Origin of the sequence: Cronobacter malonaticus LMG 23826, from assembly GCF_001277215.2 — a bacterium.
Taxonomy (GTDB): Bacteria; Pseudomonadota; Gammaproteobacteria; order Enterobacterales; family Enterobacteriaceae; genus Cronobacter; species Cronobacter malonaticus.
In genome coordinates, this window is the sequence record NZ_CP013940.1 from 901,554 (window position 1) to 926,079 (window position 24,526).

Genomic DNA, 24,526 nt, shown 5'->3' on the forward strand with positions numbered 1-24,526 from the left:
CCTGCAAGCGGCTTGTGTAACAAAGTCACGTCTTCGCAGGCCGTCATTCAGATTGTGGACATATAATGAATAGAACCGGCGTTCGCGATTGCCGCACAAAAACAAAGGCGTAACGGAACTTTCCGGGCAACCGGCGCTCTAAGCTTCTGCTTGCTCACAGTGCAGAGTTCGGGTGGCATTTCGATTACGCGTGGAAATTCAGGTTTGGGGAGACATTACCTCGGATGAGCGAGCAGTTAACGGATCAGGTCCTTGTCGAACGGGTCCAGAAGGGAGATCAGAAAGCCTTTAACTTACTGGTCATTCGCTACCAGCATAAAGTGGCGAATCTGGTATCCCGCTATGTCCCCTCAGGCGACGTCTCTGATGTTGTTCAGGAATCTTTTGTTAAAGCCTGGCGCGCGTTTGATTCTTTTCGCGGCGACAGCGCGTTTTATACCTGGCTCTACCGTATCGCCGTGAACACGGCAAAAAACTATTTAGTCGCTCAGGGTCGTCGCCCGCCGTCCAGTGACGTGGACGCCAACGAGGCGGAAAATTTCGAAAGCGGCGGCGCGTTGAAAGAAATTTCGAACCCAGAGAACTTAATGTTGTCTGAGGAACTGAGACAGATTGTATTCCGTACCATTGAGTCACTCCCGGAAGATTTACGCATGGCAATTACGTTGCGGGAGCTGGATGGCCTTAGCTATGAAGAGATAGCGGCTATTATGGATTGCCCGGTTGGTACGGTACGCTCCCGCATTTTCCGTGCGCGGGAAGCCATTGATAATAAAGTTCAACCGCTTATCAGGCGTTGACGATAGCGGGATACTGGAAAAGGTATTAAGCATGCAGAAAGAAAAACTTTCCGCTTTAATGGATGGGGAAGCACTGGACAGCGAATTGCTGAGCGCGGTCGAAAACGACAAAGCGTTGCAGCAAACCTGGGAAAGCTATCACCTCATTCGCGATACCCTGCGCGGCGATACCGGCGAAACGCTTCATTTTGATATCTCCGCGCGCGTGATGGCGGCGATTGAAAATGAGCCAGCCCGTCAGGTTGCGCCGCTCATCCCTGAATCACAGCCCGCGCCGCAACAGTGGAGCAAAATGCCCTTCTGGCACAAAGTGCGCCCCTGGGCGAGCCTGCTGACGCAGGTCGGCATGGCAGCGTGCGTATCGCTGGCGGTGATCGTCGGCGTTCAGCACTATAACGGTCAACCTGATGCTACCGCGCAGCCAGAAGCGCCGGTTTTCAATACGCTGCCGATGATGGGTAAAGCCAGCCCGGTCAGCCTTGGCGTGCCGACGGCGGATAACAACGCCGCAGGCGGTCAGCCGCAGGTACAGGAACAGCGTCGCCGCATTAACGCGATGTTGCAGGATTACGAACTGCAACGCCGCCTGCATGCCGAGCAGCTCCAGCTGGAGCAGTCGCAGACGCAGCAGGCCGCCTTACAAGTGCCTGGTAACCAGACTTTAGGAACTCAATCGCAGTAATGAAGCAACTTTGGTGCGCCGTCTCTCTTTTGACGGGCAGCCTGTTCGTTTCCTTCAACGCCTCGGCAGATGCATCGTCCGAGGCGTTGTTGCAGCAAATGAACCTGGCGAGCCAGTCACTCAACTACGAGCTCTCATTTGTCAGCATCAACAAGCAGGGTGTGGAATCTTTACGCTACCGCCACGCAAGGCTCGACAATAAGCCCCTCGCACAATTATTGCAGCTGGACGGCCCGCGTCGCGAAGTCGTGCAGCGCGGTTCGGAAATCAGCTATTTCGAGCCAGGGCTTGAGCCGTTTACCCTGAACGGCGATTTCATCGTCGATTCGCTGCCGTCGCTGGTTTATACCGATTTCCGCCGCCTCGCGCCGTATTACGACTTTATCTCCGTCGGGCGCACCCGCATTGCCGACCGGCTTTGCGAAGTGATCCGCGTGGTGGCGCGCGATGGCACCCGTTATGGTTATATCGCGTGGGTTGATAGCGAGACCCGCCTGCCAATGCGTGTCGATTTGCTGGATCGCGACGGCGAAACGCTGGAGCAGTTCCGCGTCGTCTCCTTTACGGTGAACGATAAGCCCGGCACGATGATGCAGAATCTGGCGAAAGCCTCGCTGCCGCCGCTTCTCTCCGTACCGGCGGGCGATGACGTTAAGTTTGGCTGGTCAGCATCGTGGTTGCCGCAGGGCTTTACTGAAATTTCCAGCAGTCGCCGGCCGCTGCCGGGCGTCGATTCGCCGGTAGAGTCGCGGCTCTATTCTGACGGGCTGTTTAGTTTCTCGATTAACGTGAGCCGCGCGAGCGCCAATAGCAGCGAACAGATGCTGCGCACCGGCAGACGCACCGTCAGCACCGAAGTGCGCAATAATGCCGAAATCACGGTGGTGGGTGAACTGCCGCCACCGACGGCGAAGCGCATCGCGAGCAGCATTACCTTCAGGGCATCTCAATGATTAAAGAGTGGGCCACGGTCGTATCGTGGCAAAACGGCGAAGCTGTACTTAGCTGTGACGTCAAAGCCTCCTGCAGCAGTTGCGCGTCCCGCGCCGGTTGCGGCACGCGCGTGCTGAACAAGCTGGGGCCGCAGAACACGCACTATATCAACGTGCCGAGCGAACAGCCGCTGGTAGCCGGGCAGAAAGTGGAACTGGGCATCGCCGAAGGCAGCCTGCTTGGCTCCGCGATGCTGGTCTATCTGTCGCCGCTGGTGGGCCTGTTTATCATGGCAGGCGTGTTCCAGGCGCTGTTTGGCTCCGATCTCGCCGCGATGTGCGGCGCGGCGCTGGGTGGCGTGGGCGGTTTTCTGCTGGCGCGCGGCTTGTCGCCGAACTTCGCGTCGCGTGACAGCTGGCAGCCGGTTATCCTCAGCGTGGGCCTTCCGCCCGATGCGCTGCGCGTTGAAACGTCTCCTTCCTCAGACAGCCGGTAACCACCGGCTGCGTGTTTTACGCCGCCTTTCCCTGTGATTTTCATTCGCCGTCTATGCTTACCTGAGACGCAGTTTCCCCGCTTTCTGGTTGTAGTGTAGAATGCAGCGTTTCAGGCATAAGACAGCCAGAGACATCATGCTCAGTACCGCGCGTTGCGCCGAGCCTCTCAGGATTTATAAGGCATAAAAATCTCGCTATATGAAGAACATACGCAACTTTTCGATCATCGCTCACATCGACCACGGTAAATCGACGCTGTCTGACCGTATTATTCAAATTTGCGGCGGCCTTTCCGATCGCGAAATGGAAGCGCAGGTGCTGGACTCCATGGATCTGGAGCGCGAGCGCGGCATTACCATTAAAGCCCAGAGCGTGACGCTGGACTACAAAGCCTCTGACGGCGAAACCTACCAGCTTAACTTTATCGACACTCCCGGCCACGTGGACTTCTCCTATGAAGTTTCCCGCTCCCTCGCCGCGTGCGAAGGTGCGCTGCTGGTGGTGGACGCAGGCCAGGGCGTGGAAGCGCAAACGCTCGCCAACTGCTATACCGCGATCGAAATGGATCTCGAAGTGGTGCCGGTACTGAACAAAATTGACCTGCCCGCCGCCGATCCTGAGCGCGTGGCGGAAGAGATCGAAGATATCGTCGGCATCGACGCTACCGACGCGGTGCGCTGCTCGGCGAAAACCGGCGTGGGCGTACAGGATGTGCTGGAACGTCTGGTGCGCGACATCCCGCCGCCGGAAGGCGACCCGGACGCGCCGTTACAGGCGCTGATTATCGACTCCTGGTTTGATAACTATCTCGGCGTCGTTTCACTTATTCGCGTTAAGAACGGTACCCTGCGCAAAGGCGACAAAGTGAAAGTCATGAGCACCGGCCAGACGTATAACGCTGACCGTCTCGGGATTTTCACGCCGAAGCAAATCGACCGCACCGAGCTGAAATGCGGCGAGGTGGGCTGGCTGGTGTGCGCGATTAAAGACATTCTCGGCGCGCCGGTGGGCGATACCCTGACGCTCGCCCGTAACCCGGCGGAAAAAGCGCTGCCTGGCTTTAAGAAAGTGAAGCCGCAGGTTTACGCGGGCCTCTTCCCGGTCAGCTCTGACGATTACGAGTCTTTCCGTGACGCGCTCGGCAAACTGAGCCTGAACGACGCCTCGCTGTTCTACGAGCCGGAAAGCTCGACGGCGCTGGGCTTCGGCTTCCGCTGCGGCTTCCTCGGCCTGCTGCATATGGAAATCATCCAGGAGCGTCTGGAGCGCGAATACGATCTCGACCTCATCACCACGGCACCAACCGTTGTGTATGAAGTGCAGATGACCAATAACGAAGTGGTCTATGTCGACAGCCCGTCCAAGCTGCCGCCGCTGAACAACATTCAGGAACTGCGCGAGCCTATCGCCGAGTGTCACATGCTGCTGCCGCAGGAATACCTCGGTAACGTCATCACGCTCTGCGTTGAAAAACGCGGCGTGCAGACCAACATGGTGTACCACGGCAATCAGGTTGCGCTGACCTATGAAATTCCGATGGCGGAAGTGGTACTCGACTTCTTCGATCGCCTGAAGTCCACCTCGCGCGGTTACGCGTCGCTGGATTACAACTTCAAACGCTTCCAGGCCTCGAACATGGTGCGTGTCGACGTGCTGATCAACGGCGAGCGTGTCGATGCGCTGGCGCTGATTACCCACAACGACAACGCGCCGTACCGCGGTCGCGAGCTGGTGGAGAAGATGAAAGATCTGATCCCGCGCCAGCAGTTCGATATCGCCATTCAGGCGGCTATTGGCAACCACATTATTGCCCGCTCCACAGTGAAACAGCTGCGTAAAAACGTGCTGGCAAAATGCTACGGCGGCGACGTCAGCCGTAAGAAAAAGCTGTTGCAGAAACAGAAAGAGGGTAAAAAACGCATGAAGCAGGTCGGTAACGTCGAGCTGCCGCAGGAAGCGTTCCTCGCCATTCTGCACGTTGGGAAAGACGGTAAATAACCTAAGGAGTTGGCATGGCGAATATGTTTGCCCTGATCCTGGTCATCGCAACGCTGGTGACGGGCATCTTGTGGTGCGTGGATAAATTTATCTTCGCGCCGAAGCGTCGCGAGCGCGCGGCGCATGCCGCCGCGGATGCGCAGGACGCGGGCGCGTCGAAAAAAGCAGGCCCGAAACCGGGCTGGCTGGAAACCGGCGCGTCGGTTTTCCCGGTTCTGGCGGTCGTTCTGGTGGTGCGCTCGTTTATTTATGAGCCATTCCAGATCCCGTCTGGCTCCATGATGCCGACGCTGCTTATCGGCGATTTTATCCTTGTGGAGAAATTCGCCTACGGCATTAAAGATCCGATTTACCAGAAGACGCTTATCGAAACCGGCCATCCGAAGCGCGGCGATATCGCCGTGTTTAAATATCCGGGCGATCCGCGTCTTGACTACATCAAGCGCGTGGTCGGTCTGCCGGGCGATAAAGTCAGCTACGATCCGGTGGCGAAAGAAGTGACCGTCCAGCCGAACTGCAGCTCAGGCCAGGCGTGCGCGAACGCGCTGCCAATCACCTATTCGAACGTCGAGCCGAGCGATTTCGTACAGACGTTTGGCCGTCAGAGCGGCGGCGAGGCGAGCAGCGGCTTCTTCCAGGTACCGAAGAACGAAAGCAAAGACGGCGGCATTCGCCTGACCGAGCGTAAGGAAACCTTAGGCGACATCACGCACCGCATTCTCACAGTGCCTATCGCGCAGGATCAGGTCGGTATTTACTACCGTCAGCAGGGCCAGCAGAACGGCACCTGGATTGTTCCGCCGGGCCACTACTTCATGATGGGCGACAACCGCGATAACAGCGCCGACAGCCGTTACTGGGGTTTCGTCCCGGAGGCGAATCTGGTGGGCAAAGCGACCGCTATCTGGATGAGTTTCGAGAAGCAGGAAGGTGAATGGCCGACAGGCGTGCGCCTGAATCGAATCGGCGGCATTCATTAACGAATTAAATCTGTTGGAACTAACGACATCCCCTGTCGTTGTGTATAGAATATTCCCCCGACGATTTCCGGCTGGCTCCCGCAAGGGAGCCACGGCACACGAAACAGCTTTGAACCCCATCAGCCCTGTTCCGTGTGCTGAATTTTTGACGCATTCATTAATTGGTATCGCATGAACCCCATCGTAATTAATCGGCTTCAGCGAAAGCTGGGCTACACTTTTCATCATCAGGATCTGTTGCAGCAGGCATTAACGCATCGCAGTGCCAGCAGCAAACATAATGAGCGTCTGGAGTTTCTGGGTGACTCCATTTTAAGTTTCGTGATTGCGAACGCGCTGTATCACCGTTTTCCGCGTGTCGATGAAGGCGACATGAGTCGTATGCGTGCAACGCTGGTGCGTGGTAATACGCTCGCCGAAATCGCGCGTGAATTTGAGCTGGGCGAGTGCCTGCGCCTTGGGCCGGGCGAGCTGAAAAGCGGCGGTTTTCGTCGCGAATCGATTCTTGCCGATACCGTTGAAGCCTTAATTGGCGGCGTGTTCCTCGACAGCGATATCCAGACCGTTGAGCGCTTAATTCTCACCTGGTATCAAACGCGTCTGGATGAAATTAGTCCGGGCGATAAACAAAAAGATCCGAAAACGCGTCTGCAGGAATATCTGCAGGGGCGCCATCTGCCGCTGCCGTCTTACCTGGTGGTACAGGTGCGTGGGGAAGCTCACGATCAGGAATTTACTATCCACTGCCAGGTAAGTGGCCTGAGCGAACCGGTGGTCGGCACGGGTTCCAGCCGCCGCAAAGCGGAGCAGGCAGCCGCTGAGCAGGCGCTGAAAAAACTGGAGCTGGAATGAGCGAAACCAAAACATACTGCGGGTTTATCGCCATCGTTGGCCGCCCGAACGTCGGGAAGTCAACGCTGCTGAACAAACTGCTCGGGCAGAAAATTTCTATTACTTCCCGTAAGGCGCAAACCACGCGCCACCGTATCGTGGGCATTCATACCGAGGGCGAGTATCAGGCGATTTACGTCGATACCCCCGGCCTGCATATGGAAGAGAAACGCGCCATTAACCGCCTGATGAACAAGGCGGCCAGCAGCTCTATCGGCGACGTCGAGCTGGTGATTTTCGTGGTCGAAGGCACCCGCTGGACGCCGGACGACGAAATGGTGCTGAACAAACTGCGCGACGGTAAAGCGCCGGTCATTCTGGCTATCAACAAAGTCGACAACGTGCAGGACAAAGCGGAGCTGCTGCCGCATTTACAGTTCCTGGGCAGCCAGATGAATTTCCTCGATATTGTGCCGATCTCCGCAGAAACAGGCATGAATGTCGATACTATCGCCGCGATTGTGCGCAAGCACCTACCGGAGGCGATTCATCATTTCCCGGAAGATTACATCACCGACCGTTCGCAGCGCTTTATGGCCTCCGAAATCATCCGTGAAAAACTGATGCGTTTCCTGGGCGCCGAGCTGCCGTATTCGGTGACGGTCGAAATCGAGCGTTTCGTGACGAACGAGCGCGGCGGTTACGACATCAACGGGCTGATCCTCGTTGAGCGCGAAGGGCAGAAGAAAATGGTGATTGGCAATAAAGGCGCCAAAATCAAAACCATCGGCATCGAAGCGCGTAAGGACATGCAGGACATGTTCGAAGCGCCGGTGCACCTTGAGCTGTGGGTTAAAGTAAAATCGGGCTGGGCCGACGATGAGCGCGCCCTGCGCAGTCTCGGTTACGTCGACGATCTCTAAGGCCACCTGATGGAAGGCTGGCAGCGCGCCTTTGTGCTCCACGCGCGTCCGTGGAGCGAAACCAGCCTGATTATCGATCTGTTCAGCGAAGAGTCGGGACGCGTGCGCGTGGTCGCCAAAGGCGCGCGCCGTAAACGCTCTAATCTCAAAGGCGCGCTACAGCCATTTACCCCGCTGCTGGTGCGCTGGAGCGGGCGCGGCGACGTCAAAAACCTCACCAGCGCCGAAGCCGTTTCGCTTGCGCTTCCGCTTTCCGGCATCACGCTATACAGCGGCCTGTACGTTAACGAACTGGTCGCGCGCGTGCTGGAGCCGGAAACCCGCTTTTCCGAGCTTTTCTTCGATTACCTGCACTGCATTCAGGCGCTGGCTGGCGCGAGTGGCTCACCGGAGCCTGCGCTGCGTCGCTTTGAACTCGCGTTGCTCGGGCATCTTGGCTACGGCGTCGATTTTCTGCACTGCGCGGGCACCGGCGATGAAGTCGATGACGCAATGACCTACCGCTATCGTGAAGAGAAGGGCTTTATCGCAAGCCTGGTTATCGACAACACTTCCTTTACCGGCCGTCAACTCAAAGCGCTCGCCACACGCGAATTCCCCGATGTTGACACCCTGCGCGCCGCCAAGCGTTTCACGCGTATGGCGCTCAAACCGTATCTCGGCGGCAAACCGCTGAAGAGCCGCGAGCTGTTTCGCCAGTTTGTGCCTAAAAAACGTCCGCTTCCGCCGGAAGGCGAAACCGCCTGACCGCGCAACCATAGCCAGCCTTTCCCGACCAGGTGTAAACTGCCTGCACTTTTTGTCGATTTACGAGGATTGTCATGGCTGAATTGCTGTTAGGGGTCAACATCGACCACATCGCCACGCTGCGTAACGCCCGCGGCACGGCTTATCCGGACCCGGTACAGGCGGCGTTCATCGCCGAGCAGGCAGGCGCGGACGGCATCACCGTTCACCTGCGTGAAGATCGCCGTCATATCACCGATCGCGATGTGCGTATTCTGCGCCAGACACTCCACACCCGTATGAACCTCGAGATGGCCGTCACCGAAGAGATGCTGGCCATCGCCTGCGAGACAAAACCGCATTTCTGCTGCCTGGTGCCGGAAAAGCGTCAGGAAGTGACCACCGAAGGCGGGCTGGATGTCGCGGGTCAGCTCGATAAAATGCGCGACGCCTGCCAGCGTCTGGCGGCGGCGGGCATTCTGGTGTCGCTGTTTATCGACGCCGATAACGCGCAGATTGACGCTGCGGTCGCGGTCGGCGCGCCATATATTGAAATCCACACCGGCTGCTATGCGGATGCCGAAGACGACGCCACCCGCGCGCGCGAACTTGAGCGTATCGCGAAAGCCGCCACCTATGCGGCGAGCAAAGGCCTGAAAGTGAACGCCGGGCACGGGCTTACCTACCACAACGTCCAGGCGATTGCCGCGCTCCCGGAAATGCATGAGCTGAATATCGGCCACGCAATTATCGGGCGCGCCGTAATGAGCGGCCTGAAAGAGGCGGTTTCTGAGATGAAACGTCTGATGCTGGAAGCGCGTCGCTAATGGCGATTCTGGGTCTGGGGACCGATATCGTGGAGATTGACCGCATCGAGGCGGTCATCTCCCGCTCCGGCGACCGGCTGGCGAAGCGGGTGCTGAGCGCGAACGAGTGGGCGCAGTATCAGGCGCACCAGCAGCCGGTGCGCTTTCTGGCGAAGCGCTTCGCGGTAAAAGAGGCGGCGGCGAAAGCCTTTGGCACCGGCATCCGCAACGGGCTGGCGTTTAATCAGTTTGAAGTGTTTAACGACGAGCTGGGAAAACCAAAGCTGCGGCTGTGGGATGAAGCGGAACGGCTGGCGGCGCGGATGGGCGTGACGTCAGTACACGTCACGCTTGCTGACGAGCGGCACTACGCCTGTGCCACGGTAATTATCGAAAGCTAGATCTTATCGGCATGATGCAGCAGCACGAATTTATCCCACAGCTGCTCTTCATTCTCTGCATGCGCCGGATCCTTAATAATCGTATTGGGGATCGGGCACACTTTCTGACAGGTGGGCGTCTCGTAGTGCCCCACGCATTCTGTGCAACGGGCGGTGTCGATCTGGTAGATGTTGTCTCCCATTGAGATAGCCTCGTTCGGGCACTCCGGCTCGCACATGTCACAGTTGATACATTTTTTAGTGATTAGCAGCGCCATCAGGAAAATCTCAGAAACAACACAAACAGGGCGGGCATTATACGCCCATTTGTTACTCAGACCAGTTTTTTTACCAGCGCCTCGCTGTGCCGAATACGCTCCGGGGCTTTCTCCAGATCCTGCTGCACCAGCGCCATAAACAGCAGATCCGCGAGCATCATCTGGGCGGAAGTGGAGGAGATTGCCGCGCTGCGCGTCGCCTGCTCTTCGGCGATCGTATAAAGGCACTGCGTCGCGCGCTGTTGCAGCGCGTTCGGCGTAAAACCAGTGATGGCGAGAATACGCGCGCCCACGCGCAGCGCTTCGTCGGCGGCGAGATTGATTTCGCGCCGCTCGCCGGAGTAAGAAAGCGCCACCAGCAAATCTTCCGGCTCCATCGCCTGCACGGTGGCCAGCAGCGCATGCATATCCTGTTCGGCTACGGCGTTAAGGCCAATTTTCATCAGCTTCCAGGAGAAATTTTTCGCCACCAGCCCCGACGCGCCGATGCCGGTCAGCACGATGCGCCGCGCGTTGCGCAGCAGCCCGACGCTCGCCAGCAGTTTCTCTTCCGGGTTGATATCCAGCGACGCGTGCATCGCCGCGACATTCTCTTTGATGAGCTTTTCGCCCACCAGACGCAGCGGGTCATCGCCCAGGATCTCATTATGCACTGCCACCGAGTGAATGTTGCTTTGGCTCGCGAGCGCTTCGCTGATGGCGAGTTTCAGCGCCGGGAAGCCTTTATACCCGAGCTTCTGCGAAAACTTCACCACGCTCGACTGGCTGACACCCGCTTCCGCCGCCAGCTGCTGCGAGCTTAAATGGCGAGCGTAGTCGGGAAACTGAAGCAAAAAGTCGGCAAGCTTTCGGTCGCTTTGCGCCAGCGTCGGGTATCGCTGGCGGATAAGGATCAGGGTATTCATCAACGCCTCCGGCTGGATTAAGTGTGATCGGCTTTTCAATGCCGGGAAATTTACTCGCCACTTTGAATTTTATATTCCATTATAGCGCCATCATTATGAATTAAAAATTCAGAGGTGCAATATGAATCTTGGCTCGCTGGTCTCAGAAACCCGCAATCCCGATACGCTGGATCTCGACGCGCTCCCGACGCTTGAGATGCTGAGGCGTTTTAACGAAGAAGACAAGCGTGTGGCGCACGCCGTCAGTGAAACATTGCCGGATGTGGCGAAGGCGGTGGACGCGGCGGCGGCGGCGCTCACTCGCGGCGGGCGGCTCATCTATATGGGGGCAGGCACCAGCGGACGTCTTGGCGTGCTGGACGCCTCGGAATGCCCGCCAACGTTCGGCGTGCCGCATGGTGTGGTGGTCGGACTTATCGCAGGCGGCCCCGGCGCGCTGCTGAAAGCCGTCGAAGGCGCGGAAGATAACGCGCAGCTTGGGAAAGACGATCTCAAAGGCATCGGGCTTACCGCGCGCGATATGGTGGTGGGGCTGGCGGCATCGGGGCGCACGCCGTATGTCATCGGCGGCCTGAAGTACGCCCGCGCGCTGGGCTGTGCGACGGCGGCCATCTCCTGTAACCCCGGCTCGCCGATAGCCGAAGCGGCGGAAATCGCCATTTCGCCGGTGGTCGGCCCGGAGGCGCTCACTGGCTCCACCCGCCTGAAATCCGGTACGGCGCAGAAACTGGTGCTTAACATGATCTCCACCGGCGCGATGGTGAAGTGCGGCAAGGTCTACCAGAACCTGATGGTGGATATGAAAGCGACCAACGTCAAACTGGTGGATCGCGCCTGCCGGATGGTGATGGAAGCGACCGGCGTGACGCGTGAAGAGGCCGAAGCGGTGCTCACACAGACCGATTATGAAGTGAAACCCGCCATTTTAATGGTGCTGACCGGGCTGGACGCGCAGGCGGCCCATGCGCGTCTCGCGGCGCATAACGGCTTTTTAAGAGCGGCGTTGCAGCCGTAAGGGGACGTAACGTATGGAAAAATCAGCGACGCTCGCCACGCACATCCTCAACGGCGTGGGCGGCGAGGGCAATATTTTACGGCTGGAAAACTGCATGACGCGCGTACGCCTGGAGCTGCGCGACGAGAGCCTGATGGATCTCCCGGCGCTAAAGGCGCTGCCCGGCATCAGCGGCTATGTGAAACAGGGCGAACAGCATCAGCTGATTGCCGGCCCCGGACGCGCCGCGCAAATCGTCGATGCGATGCGCGCGCAGATGCAGGGCGCGACGTCCACCGAACCGGCGATTGATGACGCTGCACGCACGAAAGCCCAGGCGAAAGCGCGCTATAAAGCGCCGATGAGCGACGCGCTGCGCCAGCTTGCGAACGTGTTTATTCCGCTGATCCCGGCATTTATTGCCTCGGGGCTGATTACCGGGATTATCAATATCCTCAAACGCCCGGATATCGTCGGCGGCTTCGCCACCAGCTATCCGAACCTGCTGGGGTTGCTTGGCATTTTCGGCAGCGCCGTGTTCGCCATCATGAATATCCTGGTCGGCGTTAATGCCGCGCGGGTATTCGGCGGCTCGGTGGCGATGGGCGGCGTCATGGCGGGCATTCTCTCCAGCCCGCAGCTGGCGCAGATTACGCTCTTCGGCGAGCCGTTACAGCCGGGGCGCGGCGGTGTTATCGCCGTGCTGCTGGTGGTGATGCTGATGTGCTGGCTTGAGAAAAAACTGCGTAATCTGCTGCCGGTGTCGGTCGAACTCATCCTCAATCCGCTGCTGACGACGCTCATTACCGGCGCGGTCGCCATTGTGGCGCTGCAACCGCTCGGCGGCTGGATTTCGGAAACTATCGCGCATGGCGCGTCGCTCGCTATCGATAAAGGCGGGCTGCTGGTGGGCGCGGTGCTGGCGGGCACGTTTTTACCGCTGGTGCTCACTGGCCTGCATCAGGGGCTGGTGCCCATTCACGTCGAGCTGGTCCAGGCGCATGGCTATAACGCGCTGTTCCCGATCCTGGCGATGGCGGGCGTCGGGCAGATTGGCGCGTCGCTGGCGGTGCTGCTGAAAACCCGCAACGCCCGGCTGAAAAAGGTGATCAAAGGGGCGCTGCCGGTCGGTTTGCTCGGCATCGGTGAGCCGCTGATTTTCGGCGTGACGCTGCCGCTCGGCAAGCCGTTTATCGGCGCGTGCCTTGGCGGGGCGGCAGGTGGCGCGATTATCAGCTACTTTAAAGTGGCGACGGTTATCACTTTCGGCATCTCCGGGCTACCGCTGGCGCTTACCATCGTGACCGGAAAAGTGATGCTCTATCTGTTAGGCTATCTGGTAGCGGTGATCGCCGGTTTTCTGTTTACGTGGTTCCTGGGCTTTAACGATCCAGAGGAGTAAGGTTTGGCCAATAACGAGCGTCGGGTAGTGTTTTTCGATCTGGATGGCACATTGCATCAACAGGATATGTTCGGTACCTTTATGCGCTATCTGCTGCGGCGTCAGCCGCTCAACCTGCTGCTGGTTATTCCTCTGCTGCCCGTCATCCTGGGCGGGCTGTTAATCAAGGGGCGCGCCGCCCGCTGGCCGATGAGCCTGCTGCTGTGGGGCTGTACCTTCGGGCACAGCGAGGCGCGTCTGAAAACGCTGGAAAAATCCTTCGCCGGGTGGTTTCGCACCCATGTCGTCACCTTTCCGGTGGTGCATGAGCGCCTGACGGGCTACCTCACCAGCACCGACGCCGACGTCTGGCTCATCACCGGCTCCCCGCAGACGCTGGTGGAGCAGGTCTATTACGATACCCCGTGGCTGCCGCGCGTGAATGTTATCGCCAGTCAAATGGAGCGGCGCTTCGGCGGCTGGGTATTGACGCTGCGCTGCCTCGGCCATGAAAAAGTGGCGCAGCTGGAGCGCCAGATTGGCACGCCGCTGCGTCTCTACAGCGGCTACAGCGACAGCAAGCAAGACAACCCGCTGCTTTACTTCTGCCAGCACCGCTGGCGCGTCACCCCGCAGGGGCAGCTCCAGCAGCTCGAATAAGGCGCGTTTCGCAACCCATAAACGGTGTGTATAATGCCGCCCGCCTTATACTCCCGGAGAAGCTTGTGTCACAGACTGAACTCACCCATGAATACTGGATGCGCCACGCGCTGACGCTGGCGCAGCGCGCCTGGGACGAGGGGGAAGTGCCGGTAGGCGCGGTGCTGGTACACAACAATCAGGTCATTGGCGAAGGCTGGAACCGCCCGATTGGCCGCCACGATCCGACCGCACACGCCGAGATCATGGCGCTGCGCCAGGGCGGGCTGGTGCTGCAAAATTATCGTCTGCTGGATACCACGCTGTATGTCACGCTTGAGCCGTGCGTCATGTGCGCAGGCGCGATGGTACACGGGCGTATCGGCACGCTGGTGTTCGGCGCGCGCGATGCCAAAACCGGCGCGGTCGGTTCGCTGATGGATATCACCGGGCATCCCGGCATGAACCATCAGGTGCAGGTTATCGAGGGGATACTGGCGACAGAGTGTTCGGCAATGCTGAGTGCGTTTTTCCGCCAGCGCCGGCTTGAGAAAAAGGCCCTAAAGGAAGCGACGAAAAGGGCGACGGGAACAGACCCTGCGGCGTAATGTTCGTCGGGTAACTCTGTACAAGCTTAGGCTGCGCTGCCGCAGCGGCCTGTTTCTCCTTCTCCAGCAGATAACCGACCAGGCTTATCTGATACTTGCGGATATTCTCCACATAGGCGTAAGCCTCGTGCCCGCGTGCGTAGCCATAGGTGAGCTTGCTGTAATAGGGCCGCTGGCTTAACAGCGGCAGCCGCTGTTTTACGTCCGACCAGCTATCCGGGTTGCCTTTCTGTTTTGCCGTCAGCGCGCGGGCGTCCAGCATATGCGCGTAGCCCATGTTATACGCCGCCAGCGCAAACCAGATCCGCTCCTCTTCCGGTACGCTTTCCGGCACTTTGCTCATCATATCTTTCAGATAGCGCGCGCCGCCGCTGATGCTCTGTTCGGCATCGAGGCGATCGGTCAGCCCCAGGCTTTGCGCCGTATTGCGCGTCAGCATCATCAGACCGCGCACGCCGGTAGGTGAGGTGGCCTGGCTGTCCCAGTGGGATTCCTGATACGAGATGGCCGCCAGAAGCCGCCAGTCGATATCGGTCGCGTATTTCTCAAAGAGCGGCTGTAGTTCCGGCAGCACGCTGTCCACGGCGCGCAGGAAGCTGCGGGTGTCCACGTAATCGAAATCGTTGCCGTGGCCCAGATACTTCTCTTCCAGGCGTGCCAGCGTGCCGTCTTCGTTGATCTGATTATAGAAATCGAGCAGCGCGGCGGAGAGCGAGTTATCGCTGCTGCGGCGGCTGAACCACGTCACCGGCTGTTCATCGCTAAGGTCGAGCGCGACCGCAAGCTGCGGATGGACGCGCTGGAGCAGACCAATCGCCACCGAATCGGCGATGGTGTAATCCAGCGTGCCCTGCGCCACCTGCAACATCAGCTCGTTGCTGCTGAGCTTCGGGTCGACGCGCCAGCGTAAATCCGGGTATTTGCTCTTCTGAAGTTGTTCCAGCTCGCTTTGCGCCACGTGGCCAGGCGCAATCGTCAGTTGCCCCTCTTTGATACTGGCGAGGCTTCGCGGACGCAGGCTGCCGACGCGGTAAACCATCTGCTGCGAGACGGAATAATAGATAGGGCCAGCCTGATAGTGCTGGCTGCGCGCTTCGTTATACACCAGCCCCGCGGCGAGCAGATCGGCGTTGTTATTGTCGAGATCGTCAAAAAGCTGGCTGATGTTCTGGCGCACGGTGATTTTAAGCTTCACGCCCAGATAGTCGGCGAAGGCCTGGCTTAGCTCGTAATCAAGCCCGGACATGGTGTCACCGGCGCGGTACATGGTCAGCGGCGTGGCAATAGTACTGACGCGCAAAACCCCCCGCGCCTGAATCGCGGCGATACGGTTATCGGCTTTGCCGGACCAGGGAATGGCCGGCCATAAGGCCACTGCCAGCAGCAGGGTAACGACGCCGATGAGCAGATAATTAAGCTTTAATTTTTTCAATTAGTTAATTCTCTGCGTTGCCTTGTGGCTCAGCGAACAATCGTTAGTAAACCGTTTCGTTTGAATGGCATGGAGCGGCATTTTGCGTAACAAAGCGCCACTTGGCAACTAATTAGAGGAATCGGCCACACCAAACGTTAACGCGACGGCGGGATTTTATTTCTACGCAAACGGTTTCGTCAGCGCGCCGGATTCTCTATAATGACGCCCGTTTTCCCCCTTGCGCCCACTGAGGTGCCCTCCGGCGCTTCGAAGACGAGAGATTAGATGATGGAAATTCTGCGTGGTTCGCCCGCTCTGTCGGCATTTCGTATTAACAAACTGCTGGCTCGTTTCAAAGACGCTCACCTCCCGGTGAAAACCCTTTATGCCGAGTATGTTCATTTTGCTGACCTCGCCGCACCGCTGAATGCCGAAGAGCACGCGCGCCTTGAGCGCCTGCTGCAATATGGGCCGAGCCTTACTGGCCACGCGCCGTCGGGCCGCCTGCTGCTGGTGACGCCGCGCCCTGGCACCATCTCTCCCTGGTCCTCCAAAGCGACAGATATCGCCCATAACTGCGGGCTCGCCCAGGTGAAACGCCTGGAGCGTGGCGTGGCGTATTACCTTGACGTTGATCCGACCGCGGGCGACGACGCCTGCCGCCAGATTGCGGCAGAGCTGCATGACCGCATGATGGAGAGCGTGTTCGGCGCGCTGGAAGACGCCGCACAGCTTTTTGCGCACCACGACCCCGCGCCGGTACAGAGCGTGGATCTGCTGGGGCAGGGCCGTCAGGCGCTGGCGGACGCCAACGTGCGTCTGGGGCTGGCGCTGGCAGAAGATGAAATCGACTACCTGCATGACGCGTTTACCCGCCTGGGGCGCAACCCGAACGACATCGAACTCTACATGTTCGCGCAGGCCAACTCTGAGCACTGCCGCCACAAAATTTTTAACGCCGACTGGGTTATCGACGGCGAAAAACAGCCGAAGTCGCTGTTTAAAATGATTAAAAACACCTTCGAGAAGACCCCGAATTTCGTGCTCTCCGCGTATAAAGACAACGCAGCGGTTATGGAAGGCTCTTCCGTAGGCCGTTTCTACGCCGACCACGACGCGGGCCGCTACGCGTTCCATCAGGAACCGGCTCACATCCTGATGAAAGTGGAAACACACAACCACCCGACCGCCATTTCACCGTGGCCGGGTGCCGCGACAGGCTCCGGCGGCGAAATTCGTGACGAAGGCGCGACGGGCCGCGGCGCGAAGCCGAAAGCGGGCCTGGTGGGCTTTTCTGTTTCGAACCTGCGCATTCCGGGCTTTGAGCAGCCGTGGGAAGAAGATTTCGGCAAACCGGATCGTATCGTTACCGCGCTTGACATCATGACTGAAGGCCCGCTCGGCGGCGCGGCGTTCAACAACGAATTTGGTCGTCCGGCGCTGAACGGCTATTTCCGTACCTATGAAGAGAAAGTGCCCAGCCACAACGGCGAAGAGCTGCGCGGCTACCATAAGCCGATCATGCTGGCAGGCGGCATCGGCAACATTCGCGCTGACCATGTGCAGAAGGGCGAAATTCCGCCAGGCGCGAAGCTGATTGTGCTCGGCGGCCCGGCGATGAATATCGGTCTTGGCGGCGGCGCGGCGTCCTCGATGGCGTCCGGCCAGTCTGACGCCGATCTCGATTTCGCCTCGGTACAGCGCGACAACCCGGAAATGGAGCGCCGCTGCCAGGAAGTGATCGACCGCTGCTGGCAGCTTGGCGAGGCCAACCCGATCCTCTTTATTCATGACGTTGGCGCGGGCGGCCTTTCCAACGCCATGCCGGAGCTAGTGAGCGACGGCGGACGCGGCGGGCGTTTTGAACTGCGCGACATTTTAAGTGACGAGCCGGGCATGAGCCCGCTGGAAGTCTGGTGTAACGAATCCCAGGAGCGTTACGTGCTGGCCGTGGCGCCTGAACAGCTGGCGCTGTTTGACGAACTGTGCCGCCGCGAGCGCGCGCCGTACGCCGTCATTGGCGAGGCGACTGAAGCGCAGCACCTGACGCTTAACGACAGCCACTTCGACAACCAGCCGGTGGATATGCCGCTTGACGTTCTGCTCGGCAAAACCCCGAAAATGACCCGCGACGTCACGCGTTTACAGGCCGAAGGCCAGCCGTTTGACCGTACAGGCATCACGCTTGCCGACGCGGTGAAGCGCGTGCTGCATCTGCCGACAGTCGCGGAGAAAACCTTCCTGGTGACCATCGGCGATCGCACCGTGACCGGCATGGTGGCGCGCGATCAGATGGTCGGCCCGTGGCAGGTGCCGGTGGCGAACTGCGCGGTCACGACCGCAAGTCTCGACAGCTACTACGGCGAAGCGATGGCGATGGGCGAGCGCGCGCCGGTGGCGCTGCTGGACTTCGCGGCCTCCGCCCGTCTGGCGGTGGGTGAAGCGCTCACTAACATCGCGGCGACCCAAATCGGCGATATCAAACGCCTGAAACTTTCCGCCAACTGGATGGCTGCGGCGGGGCACCCTGGCGAAGACGCCGGTCTCTATGCTGCCGTCAAAGCGGTGGGCGAGGAACTCTGCCCGCAGCTCGGCCTGACCATTCCGGTCGGTAAAGATTCGATGTCGATGAAAACCCGCTGGCAGCAGGATGGCGAACAGCGCGAGATGACCTCGCCGCTGTCGCTGGTGATCTCCGCCTTCGCCCGCGTGGAAGATGTGCGCCGCACCGTGACGCCGGAACTCACTACCGAAGATAACGCGCTGCTGTTAATCGATCTCGGCAACGGCCAGAACGCGCTGGGCGCGACGGCGCTGGCGCAGGTTTATCGTCAGCTTGGCGACAAGCCTGCCGACGTGCGCGACGCCGGGCAACTGAAATGCTTCTACGACGCTATCCAGGCGCTGGTGGCGCAGCGTAAACTGCTGGCCTACCACGACCGCTCCGACGGCGGCCTGCTGGTGACGCTCGCGGAGATGGCGTTTGCCGGTCACTGCGGTATTGACGCTGATATCGCCGCCCTCGGCGACGACGCCCTGGCGGCGCTGTTTAATGAAGAGCTGGGCGCGGTGATTCAGATTGCCGCCGCCGAGCGCGAGCAGGTAGAGCGGGTGCTGAAAGATCACGGTCTTGGCGAATGCACGCACTATCTCGGCAAGGCGGTCGCGGGCGATCGCTTCACGCTGACGGCGGGCGACAACGTGGTGTACAGCGAAAGCCGCACCCAGCTTCGCATGTGGTGGGCGGAAACCACCTGGCAGATGCAGCGCCTGCGCGACAACCCGGCGTGTGCCGATCAGGAACACCAGGCGAAAGCCAACGACAGCGATCCGGGCCTCAATGTGAAGCTGACGTTCGATATCAAAGAAGATATCGCCGCGCCGTTTATCGCCACCGGCGCGCGCCCGAAAGTCGCGGTACTGCGCGAGCAGGGCGTGAACTCCCATGTGGAGATGGCGGCCGCGTTCCACCGCGCGGGCTTTGACGCTATCGACGTGCATATGAGCGATCTGCTCACCGGTCGTCGTGGCCTCGGCGATTTCCACACGCTCGTCGCCTGCGGCGGCTTCTCTTACGGCGACGTGCTGGGCGCGGGCGAGGGCTGGGCGAAGTCCATTCTCTTCAACGACCGCGTGCGTGACGAGTTCACCGAGTTCTTCCACCGTCCGCAGACGCTGGCGCTCGGCGTCTGTAATGGCTGCCAGATGATGTCCAACCTGCGCGAGCTGATCCCGGGCAGCGAACTGTGGCCGCGCTTTGTGCGTAACCAGTCCGATCGCTTTGAAGCGCGCTTCAGCCTGGTGGAAGTGACCGCCAGCCCGTCGCTGCTGCTGGACGGCATGACCGGCTCCCATATGCCGATTGCGGTTTCCCACGGCGAAGGCCGCGTGGAAGTTCGCGACGACGCGCATCTGGCGGCGCTTGAAAGCAAAGGCCTGGTGGCGCTGCGCTATATCGATAACTTCGGCGCGGTAACGGAAACCTACCCGGCGAACCCGAACGGTTCACCGAACGGCATTACTGCCGTGACCAGCGAAAGCGGGCGCGTCACTATCATGATGCCGCACCCGGAGCGCGTCTTCCGCACGGTGGCGAACTCCTGGCACCCGGCGAACTGGGGCGAGGACAGCCCGTGGATGCGCATTTTCCGCAATGCGCGTAAGCAGCTCGGTTAATCTTGTTCGTTTTATCCTGATAAAGGCCTCGCAAGAGGCCTTTTTTCTTATAAGCGTTTTTCCCGGTGAGTATGAATCCGGCATGTGTCGGTAAATTGCGACAGCGGCATAATCGTGGTGTCGCTGATTTGCGACACTTAACTCATTGATTTATATGACACCTAAAAAGCTACACAGGAAGTGTTGGGGTTTAGCGACACTATGGTGAAAAATAACGCAAAAGTTTGAAGCATCTCATATAATTAAATTTGTTATATAACAGGTGTTTATGATTTATGTGGTAAACCTGGCACGGTTACTGCATAATAATACCCAGTGGCTCATTCACCTTCTTATGTCAGCCCCATTGCGAGCGCTACATAAACTTCGAATGACGCACTCAAAGGTGCCTGCCGTCCAACTGCTGATCATAGCGCTGCTATTTCAGAACCCGGGCGACACGTTGAGTAAGGCACCGCCTGATTCCATCACAAAGGCAGGGTTAATCCCCTGCCTTTGTTGTTTTTTGCGTTTGGCTTTGCTCCGGCGCGGCTGTCGGTTAGCATCAGGCTTTTGCAATCACTTCGGAATAACGCCGTGAAACGCTGGCCTGCTTTTCCCCGCTCGCTTCGCCAACTGGTGATGATGGCTTTCTTACTGGTGATGGTGCCGCTGCTCTTTCTCGCCTGGCAGGCCTGGCAGAGCCTGAATACGTTAAGCGCCCAGGCCGCGCAGTCCAACACGCTCACCCAGATGGATGCCCGGCGCAGCGAGGCGATGACCAATATCGCGCTCGAAATGGAGCGCAGCTACCGGCAGTACTGCGTGCTGGATGACGTTACGCTGGCGAAAGTTTATGAAAGCCAGCGCCAGCGCTATTCCCGAATGCTGGAGGCGCAGGCGAGCGTGCTGCCTGACGCGAGACTCTATAAAGCCCTGCGCCAGAGCCTGGTGGATCTGGCGCAACTGGAGTGTCATAACAGCGGCCCGAAGCCGGGTGCCGCCGCGCGTCTGGAAGCCTTCGCGGACACCAACACCCGGCTGGTGCAGGCCACCCGCGCGGTGATTTACGCCCGCGGCCAGCAGCTTCAGCAGGAAATCGCCTCGCGCGGGCGACTGTTCGGCTGGCAGGCGCTGGCGCTGTTTCTGGCAAGCCTTGCGCTGGTGCTGCTCTTCACGCGGATGATTATCGGCCCGGTAAAAGGCATCGAGCGGATGATCAACCGGCTGGGCGAAGGGAAATCGCTCGGCACTGCCATGATGTTTAAAGGCCCGCGCGAACTGCGATCGGTAGGCCAGCGAATCATCTGGCTCAGCGAGCGTCTCGCCTGGCTTGAATCCCAACGTCATCAATTCTTGCGCCATATCTCCCATGAATTAAAAACGCCGCTCGCCAGTATGCGTGAGGGCACCGAACTGCTCGCCGATCAGGTCGTCGGGCCGCTGACTGCGGAGCAGCGCGAGGTGGTGGAAATTCTCGATACCAGCAGCCGCAACCTGCAAACGCTGATAGAGCAACTGCTTGATTACAACCGTAAACTGGCGGGCGGCGCGGTAGAGCTTGAGAAAGTAGAGCTGGCGCCGCTGGTGGATATTGTCATCGCCTCACACAGTCTGCCAGCGCGGGCTAAAATGATGCATACCGAGGTGTCGCTTGCCGATGCGCCTTGCCTCGCGGAGCCGATGCTGCTGATGAGCGTGCTGGATAATCTCTACTCCAATGCGGTGCACTACGGACGCGAATCCGGTACCATTTATCTGCGAAGCCGCCGCCTTGCCAGTACGTTATGTATTGAGGTGGCGAATACCGGCACGCCCATTCCTGAGGCGGAACGGCAAATGATTTTCGAGCCCTTTTATCAGGGAAGCCATCAACGTAAAGGGGCGGTGAAAGGCAGCGGCCTGGGCCTGAGCATTGCACAGGACTGCATCCGGCGTATGCACGGCGAACTGCGTCTGGTTGAAGATGACACCGCCGACGTCTGTTTTCGTATCGAATTACCGCTCTTTGACCCGGAACGATTAAAAAAATGAATTCACGTCTGGTAAGCGCATGGCGCAGCCTGCGCTCGCGCGGCACACGGTTTTTCTCTCTTCGCTCGCGGGCCTGTTCCGTGCTGTTGCCATGCCTTCTGGCCGGTTGCGTGCAAAGCCCGGTTTCCAGCCATATCAAACAAACGCATGACCCAAAGCTGCCCGAACAGCAACTGGCGGATTTTCTCTTTACCGACTGTTCAGGCATCTGGCAGCTCTCCGGCACCAGTGTCGAAAATAACCCGCTGTTCTGGCTGCGCGGCATGGACTGCGCGGAACGCCTTTCGCCCGCCGAGGCGCGCGCGCAGGCGCGTCGTTTCCCGGACGACACCTGGCAGCATGCCTTCCGGCGTGGCATTTTGCTGGCTAACGCCCGCATTACGCCTGCTGAACGCCGCAGCTATCTTACCACGCTCAGCACTACCTCCGGCGCGATCCCGGCGCACGTGCGCCCGCTGTATGAGGCCTGGCGTGACGGGCAGGCGGCGCAGCTTGCACTCTCAGAAGAGCGTGGCCGCTACAGCAAGCTTCAGGAAAGCACTGACAGCGAACTCGATGCCCTGCGCGAGCAGCAGCGGCACCTGCGCACTGAGCTTGAACTCACCACCCGCAAGCTGGAAAACCTGACCGATATTGAACGCCAGCTCTCCACGCGTAAAAGCGCGGGCGGCTATATTCAGGACAACAGCCACAGCCCGGATGCCGAGAAAGAGGGCGCCGCGCCGGCTGATAAGGACACCGCACCCACGCAGGAGGAGACCAAACCATGACGCAGCATAAACCCGCGCGCCTGTTGCTGGTGGATGACGATCCGGGCCTGCTGAAACTGCTGGGCCTGCGGCTCACCAGCGAAGGATTTACCGTTGAGACCGCCGAAAGCGGTCATGAAGGGCTGCGCATTTTAGCGCGTGAGAAGATCGATCTGGTGATTAGCGATCTGCGGATGGATGAAATGGACGGCATGCAGCTTTTCGCCGAGATCCAGAAGCTCCAGCCGGGCATGCCGGTGATCATTCTGACCGCGCATGGCTCGATCCCTGATGCGGTGGCGGCGACCCAGCAGGGTGTGTTCAGTTTTCTTACCAAACCGGTGGATAAAGACGCGCTGTATAAAGCTATCGATGATGCGCTGGCGCATGCCGCGCCCGCAGGCGACGAACAGTGGCGCGAGACGATTGTCACCCGCAGCCCCGTGATGCTGCGGCTGCTTGAGCAGGCGCACATGGTGGCGCAGTCGGACGTTAGCGTCCTGATTAACGGCCAGAGCGGCACCGGCAAAGAGATTCTGGCGCAGGCCATCCATAACGCCAGCCCGCGCGCCAAAAACGCCTTTATCGCCATTAACTGCGGCGCGCTGCCGGAACAGCTGCTGGAATCCGAGCTGTTCGGCCATGCGCGCGGCGCGTTTACCGGCGCGGTCAGCAGCCGTGAAGGGCTTTTTCAGGCAGCCGAAGGCGGCACGCTGTTTCTCGATGAAATCGGTGATATGCCGGTACCGTTGCAGGTAAAACTGCTGCGCGTCCTGCAGGAGCGCAAAGTGCGCCCGCTCGGCAGCAACCGCGATATCGAAATCAACGTGCGGATTATCTCCGCCACTCATCGCGATCTGCCGAAGGCGATGGCGCGCGGCGAGTTCCGCGAAGATCTCTTTTATCGCCTGAACGTGGTGAATTTAAAGATCCCGGCATTGCAGGAGCGCGCCGAAGATATTCCGCTGCTCGCGAACCATCTGCTGCGTCAGGCGGCGGACCGGCATAAGCCGTTCGTACGCAGCTTTTCTACCGATGCGATGAAGCGACTGATGGCGGCGAGCTGGCCGGGCAACGTGCGCCAGCTGGTGAACGTGATTGAGCAGTGCGTGGCGCTGACCTCCGCGCCGGTCATTAGCGAGGCGCTGGTAGAGCAGGCGCTGGAGGGCGAAAACACCGTGCTGCCAACGTTTGTCGAGGCGCGCAATCAGTTTGAGCTCAACTATCTGCGCAAGCTGCTGCAAATCACCAAAGGCAACGTGACCCACGCCGCGCGTATGGCAGGGCGTAACCGTACCGAATTCTATAAACTGCTGGCCCGCCACGAGCTTGAGGCGAATGATTTTAAAGAGTAGTTTTTGGTGCCCAAACCGCTGCAAGGTATGGTAATTTGAGCAACCGATTTCGCGAACTGAATCGCCGTGCAGGCGCTGGCAGGAATTAAGGATCCACCATGAAAAAGATTGATGCGATTATTAAACCCTTCAAACTCGATGACGTACGTGAAGCGCTGGCGGAAGTCGGGATCACCGGGATGACGGTGACCGAGGTGAAAGGGTTTGGTCGTCAGAAAGGCCATACCGAGCTCTATCGCGGCGCAGAGTATATGGTGGATTTCCTGCCGAAGGTGAAAATAGAGATCGTGGTGACCGACGATATCGTCGATACCTGTGTGGATACGATTATCCGTACCGCTCAGACCGGTAAAATCGGCGACGGGAAGATTTTCGTTTTCGATGTGGCGCGCGTGGTGCGTATCCGCACCGGCGAGGAAGACGACGCCGCGATTTAAGCGTGCGCGATGGACAAAAAA

The 24,526-nt window shown here is 59.1% G+C and carries 22 protein-coding genes and 1 pseudogene; 20 read left to right on the forward strand and 3 right to left on the reverse strand.

Features of this window, described 5'->3' with window-relative positions; translation table 11 throughout:
- The first annotated feature begins 224 nt into the window (after positions 1-224).
- The 11 genes from rpoE to acpS all read left to right on the forward strand — a co-directional run bounded on the left by rpoE (position 225) and on the right by acpS (position 9,577).
- The gene (gene rpoE, locus AFK66_RS04170; RefSeq protein ID WP_004387373.1) at positions 225-800 is read left to right on the forward strand and encodes an RNA polymerase sigma factor RpoE; all 576 of its coding nucleotides are present in this window, start codon (positions 225-227) and stop codon (positions 798-800) included.
- A gap of 31 nt (positions 801-831) precedes the next feature.
- Complete coding sequence (gene rseA / locus AFK66_RS04175) at positions 832-1,482, forward strand: anti-sigma-E factor RseA (RefSeq protein ID WP_007777375.1); 651 nt, start codon at positions 832-834, stop codon at positions 1,480-1,482.
- Positions 1,482-2,435, forward strand: coding sequence for a sigma-E factor regulatory protein RseB (gene rseB, locus AFK66_RS04180; protein ID WP_032968359.1), 954 nt, complete (start codon positions 1,482-1,484; stop codon positions 2,433-2,435). Before rseA ends, rseB begins: the two co-directional genes overlap by 1 nt.
- Positions 2,432-2,911 (forward strand): SoxR-reducing system protein RseC, encoded by a 480-nt coding sequence (gene rseC, locus AFK66_RS04185; RefSeq protein WP_023898183.1) that lies wholly within the window; start codon positions 2,432-2,434, stop codon positions 2,909-2,911. Before rseB ends, rseC begins: the two co-directional genes overlap by 4 nt.
- A 199-nt stretch (positions 2,912-3,110) precedes the next feature.
- A complete protein-coding gene (gene lepA / locus AFK66_RS04190; RefSeq protein ID WP_004387377.1) occupies positions 3,111-4,910 on the forward strand; it encodes a translation elongation factor 4 in 1,800 nt (599 codons plus the stop codon).
- Between the two features lie 14 nt (positions 4,911-4,924).
- Entirely contained in the window at positions 4,925-5,890 is a 966-nt protein-coding gene (lepB, locus tag AFK66_RS04195; RefSeq protein ID WP_023898184.1) for a signal peptidase I, read from the forward strand.
- Between the two features lie 171 nt (positions 5,891-6,061).
- Positions 6,062-6,742, forward strand: coding sequence for a ribonuclease III (gene rnc / locus AFK66_RS04200; protein ID WP_004387379.1), 681 nt, complete (start codon positions 6,062-6,064; stop codon positions 6,740-6,742).
- Complete coding sequence (gene era, locus AFK66_RS04205; protein WP_007777363.1) at positions 6,739-7,644, forward strand: GTPase Era; 906 nt, start codon at positions 6,739-6,741, stop codon at positions 7,642-7,644. Before rnc ends, era begins: the two co-directional genes overlap by 4 nt.
- 9 nt (positions 7,645-7,653) lie before the next feature.
- Positions 7,654-8,391: a DNA repair protein RecO gene (gene recO, locus AFK66_RS04210; RefSeq protein ID WP_004387382.1), complete on the forward strand. Its 738-nt coding sequence runs from the start codon at positions 7,654-7,656 to the stop codon at positions 8,389-8,391.
- Positions 8,392-8,465: 74 nt separating this feature from the next.
- The gene (pdxJ, locus tag AFK66_RS04215) at positions 8,466-9,197 is read left to right on the forward strand and encodes a pyridoxine 5'-phosphate synthase (protein ID WP_004387383.1); all 732 of its coding nucleotides are present in this window, start codon (positions 8,466-8,468) and stop codon (positions 9,195-9,197) included.
- Positions 9,197-9,577 carry a holo-ACP synthase gene (acpS, locus tag AFK66_RS04220; RefSeq protein ID WP_004387384.1) on the forward strand — a complete coding sequence of 127 codons (381 nt, stop codon included), beginning with the start codon at positions 9,197-9,199 and terminating at the stop codon, positions 9,575-9,577. The genes pdxJ and acpS overlap by 1 nt, the downstream gene beginning before the upstream one ends.
- Here acpS and AFK66_RS04225 read toward each other — a convergent pair.
- Both AFK66_RS04225 and AFK66_RS04230 read right to left on the reverse strand, forming a co-directional pair.
- Positions 9,574-9,834, reverse strand: a complete 261-nt coding sequence (locus AFK66_RS04225; protein WP_023898185.1) for a YfhL family 4Fe-4S dicluster ferredoxin — start codon at positions 9,832-9,834, stop codon at positions 9,574-9,576. The two genes, acpS and AFK66_RS04225, sit on opposite strands and share 4 nt — an antisense overlap.
- A gap of 56 nt (positions 9,835-9,890) precedes the next feature.
- Positions 9,891-10,739 carry a MurR/RpiR family transcriptional regulator gene (locus tag AFK66_RS04230; protein WP_004387386.1) on the reverse strand — a complete coding sequence of 283 codons (849 nt, stop codon included), beginning with the start codon at positions 10,737-10,739 and terminating at the stop codon, positions 9,891-9,893.
- Positions 10,740-10,860: 121 nt separating this feature from the next.
- Here AFK66_RS04230 and murQ point away from each other — a divergent pair, with 121 nt between their 5' ends.
- From murQ to tadA, 4 genes and pseudogenes are all read left to right on the forward strand, one after another.
- Complete coding sequence (gene murQ, locus AFK66_RS04235) at positions 10,861-11,754, forward strand: N-acetylmuramic acid 6-phosphate etherase (RefSeq protein ID WP_007777349.1); 894 nt, start codon at positions 10,861-10,863, stop codon at positions 11,752-11,754.
- A gap of 13 nt (positions 11,755-11,767) precedes the next feature.
- Complete coding sequence (locus tag AFK66_RS04240; RefSeq protein ID WP_007777347.1) at positions 11,768-13,135, forward strand: PTS transporter subunit EIIC; 1,368 nt, start codon at positions 11,768-11,770, stop codon at positions 13,133-13,135.
- Between the two features lie 3 nt (positions 13,136-13,138).
- Entirely contained in the window at positions 13,139-13,774 is a 636-nt protein-coding gene (gene yfhb, locus AFK66_RS04245; protein ID WP_007700658.1) for a phosphatidylglycerophosphatase C, read from the forward strand.
- Between the two features lie 98 nt (positions 13,775-13,872).
- Positions 13,873-14,274, forward strand: a pseudogene (gene tadA / locus AFK66_RS21095) (tRNA adenosine(34) deaminase TadA); the annotation flags it as partial.
- Here tadA and mltF read toward each other — a convergent pair.
- Positions 14,234-15,793, reverse strand: coding sequence for a membrane-bound lytic murein transglycosylase MltF (gene mltF / locus AFK66_RS04250; protein WP_023898187.1), 1,560 nt, complete (start codon positions 15,791-15,793; stop codon positions 14,234-14,236). The pseudogene tadA and the gene mltF sit on opposite strands and share 41 nt — an antisense overlap.
- A 267-nt stretch (positions 15,794-16,060) precedes the next feature.
- On the opposite strand from mltF, the gene purL reads away from it, so the two are divergent.
- From purL to glnB, 5 genes are all read left to right on the forward strand, one after another.
- Complete coding sequence (gene purL / locus AFK66_RS04255) at positions 16,061-19,951, forward strand: phosphoribosylformylglycinamidine synthase (RefSeq protein WP_023898188.1); 3,891 nt, start codon at positions 16,061-16,063, stop codon at positions 19,949-19,951.
- Between the two features lie 576 nt (positions 19,952-20,527).
- Complete coding sequence (locus AFK66_RS04260) at positions 20,528-21,964, forward strand: sensor histidine kinase (RefSeq protein WP_007777335.1); 1,437 nt, start codon at positions 20,528-20,530, stop codon at positions 21,962-21,964.
- A complete protein-coding gene (qseG, locus tag AFK66_RS04265) occupies positions 21,961-22,734 on the forward strand; it encodes a two-component system QseEF-associated lipoprotein QseG (RefSeq protein WP_032970035.1) in 774 nt (257 codons plus the stop codon). Before AFK66_RS04260 ends, qseG begins: the two co-directional genes overlap by 4 nt.
- Positions 22,731-24,068, forward strand: a complete 1,338-nt coding sequence (glrR, locus tag AFK66_RS04270) for a two-component system response regulator GlrR (protein ID WP_007777331.1) — start codon at positions 22,731-22,733, stop codon at positions 24,066-24,068. The genes qseG and glrR overlap by 4 nt, the downstream gene beginning before the upstream one ends.
- A 98-nt stretch (positions 24,069-24,166) precedes the next feature.
- Positions 24,167-24,505: a nitrogen regulatory protein P-II gene (gene glnB / locus AFK66_RS04275; protein WP_002438074.1), complete on the forward strand. Its 339-nt coding sequence runs from the start codon at positions 24,167-24,169 to the stop codon at positions 24,503-24,505.
- Positions 24,506-24,526 lie beyond the last annotated feature (21 nt).

Bases quoted from the DNA above. Each gene is read 5' to 3' on its own strand.
- rpoE (WP_004387373.1), top strand. From the start codon at position 225: ATGAGCGAGCAGTTAACGGATCAGGTCCTTGTCGAACGGGTCCAGAAG.
- rseA (WP_007777375.1), top strand. From the start codon at position 832: ATGCAGAAAGAAAAACTTTCCGCTTTAATGGATGGGGAAGCACTGGAC.
- rseB (WP_032968359.1), top strand. From the start codon at position 1,482: ATGAAGCAACTTTGGTGCGCCGTCTCTCTTTTGACGGGCAGCCTGTTC.
- rseC (WP_023898183.1), top strand. From the start codon at position 2,432: ATGATTAAAGAGTGGGCCACGGTCGTATCGTGGCAAAACGGCGAAGCT.
- lepA (WP_004387377.1), top strand. From the start codon at position 3,111: ATGAAGAACATACGCAACTTTTCGATCATCGCTCACATCGACCACGGT.
- lepB (WP_023898184.1), top strand. From the start codon at position 4,925: ATGGCGAATATGTTTGCCCTGATCCTGGTCATCGCAACGCTGGTGACG.
- rnc (WP_004387379.1), top strand. From the start codon at position 6,062: ATGAACCCCATCGTAATTAATCGGCTTCAGCGAAAGCTGGGCTACACT.
- era (WP_007777363.1), top strand. From the start codon at position 6,739: ATGAGCGAAACCAAAACATACTGCGGGTTTATCGCCATCGTTGGCCGC.
- recO (WP_004387382.1), top strand. From the start codon at position 7,654: ATGGAAGGCTGGCAGCGCGCCTTTGTGCTCCACGCGCGTCCGTGGAGC.
- pdxJ (WP_004387383.1), top strand. From the start codon at position 8,466: ATGGCTGAATTGCTGTTAGGGGTCAACATCGACCACATCGCCACGCTG.
- acpS (WP_004387384.1), top strand. From the start codon at position 9,197: ATGGCGATTCTGGGTCTGGGGACCGATATCGTGGAGATTGACCGCATC.
- AFK66_RS04225 (WP_023898185.1), bottom strand. From the start codon at position 9,834: ATGGCGCTGCTAATCACTAAAAAATGTATCAACTGTGACATGTGCGAG.
- AFK66_RS04230 (WP_004387386.1), bottom strand. From the start codon at position 10,739: ATGAATACCCTGATCCTTATCCGCCAGCGATACCCGACGCTGGCGCAA.
- murQ (WP_007777349.1), top strand. From the start codon at position 10,861: ATGAATCTTGGCTCGCTGGTCTCAGAAACCCGCAATCCCGATACGCTG.
- AFK66_RS04240 (WP_007777347.1), top strand. From the start codon at position 11,768: ATGGAAAAATCAGCGACGCTCGCCACGCACATCCTCAACGGCGTGGGC.
- purL (WP_023898188.1), top strand. From the start codon at position 16,061: ATGATGGAAATTCTGCGTGGTTCGCCCGCTCTGTCGGCATTTCGTATT.
- qseG (WP_032970035.1), top strand. From the start codon at position 21,961: ATGAATTCACGTCTGGTAAGCGCATGGCGCAGCCTGCGCTCGCGCGGC.
- glrR (WP_007777331.1), top strand. From the start codon at position 22,731: ATGACGCAGCATAAACCCGCGCGCCTGTTGCTGGTGGATGACGATCCG.
- glnB (WP_002438074.1), top strand. From the start codon at position 24,167: ATGAAAAAGATTGATGCGATTATTAAACCCTTCAAACTCGATGACGTA.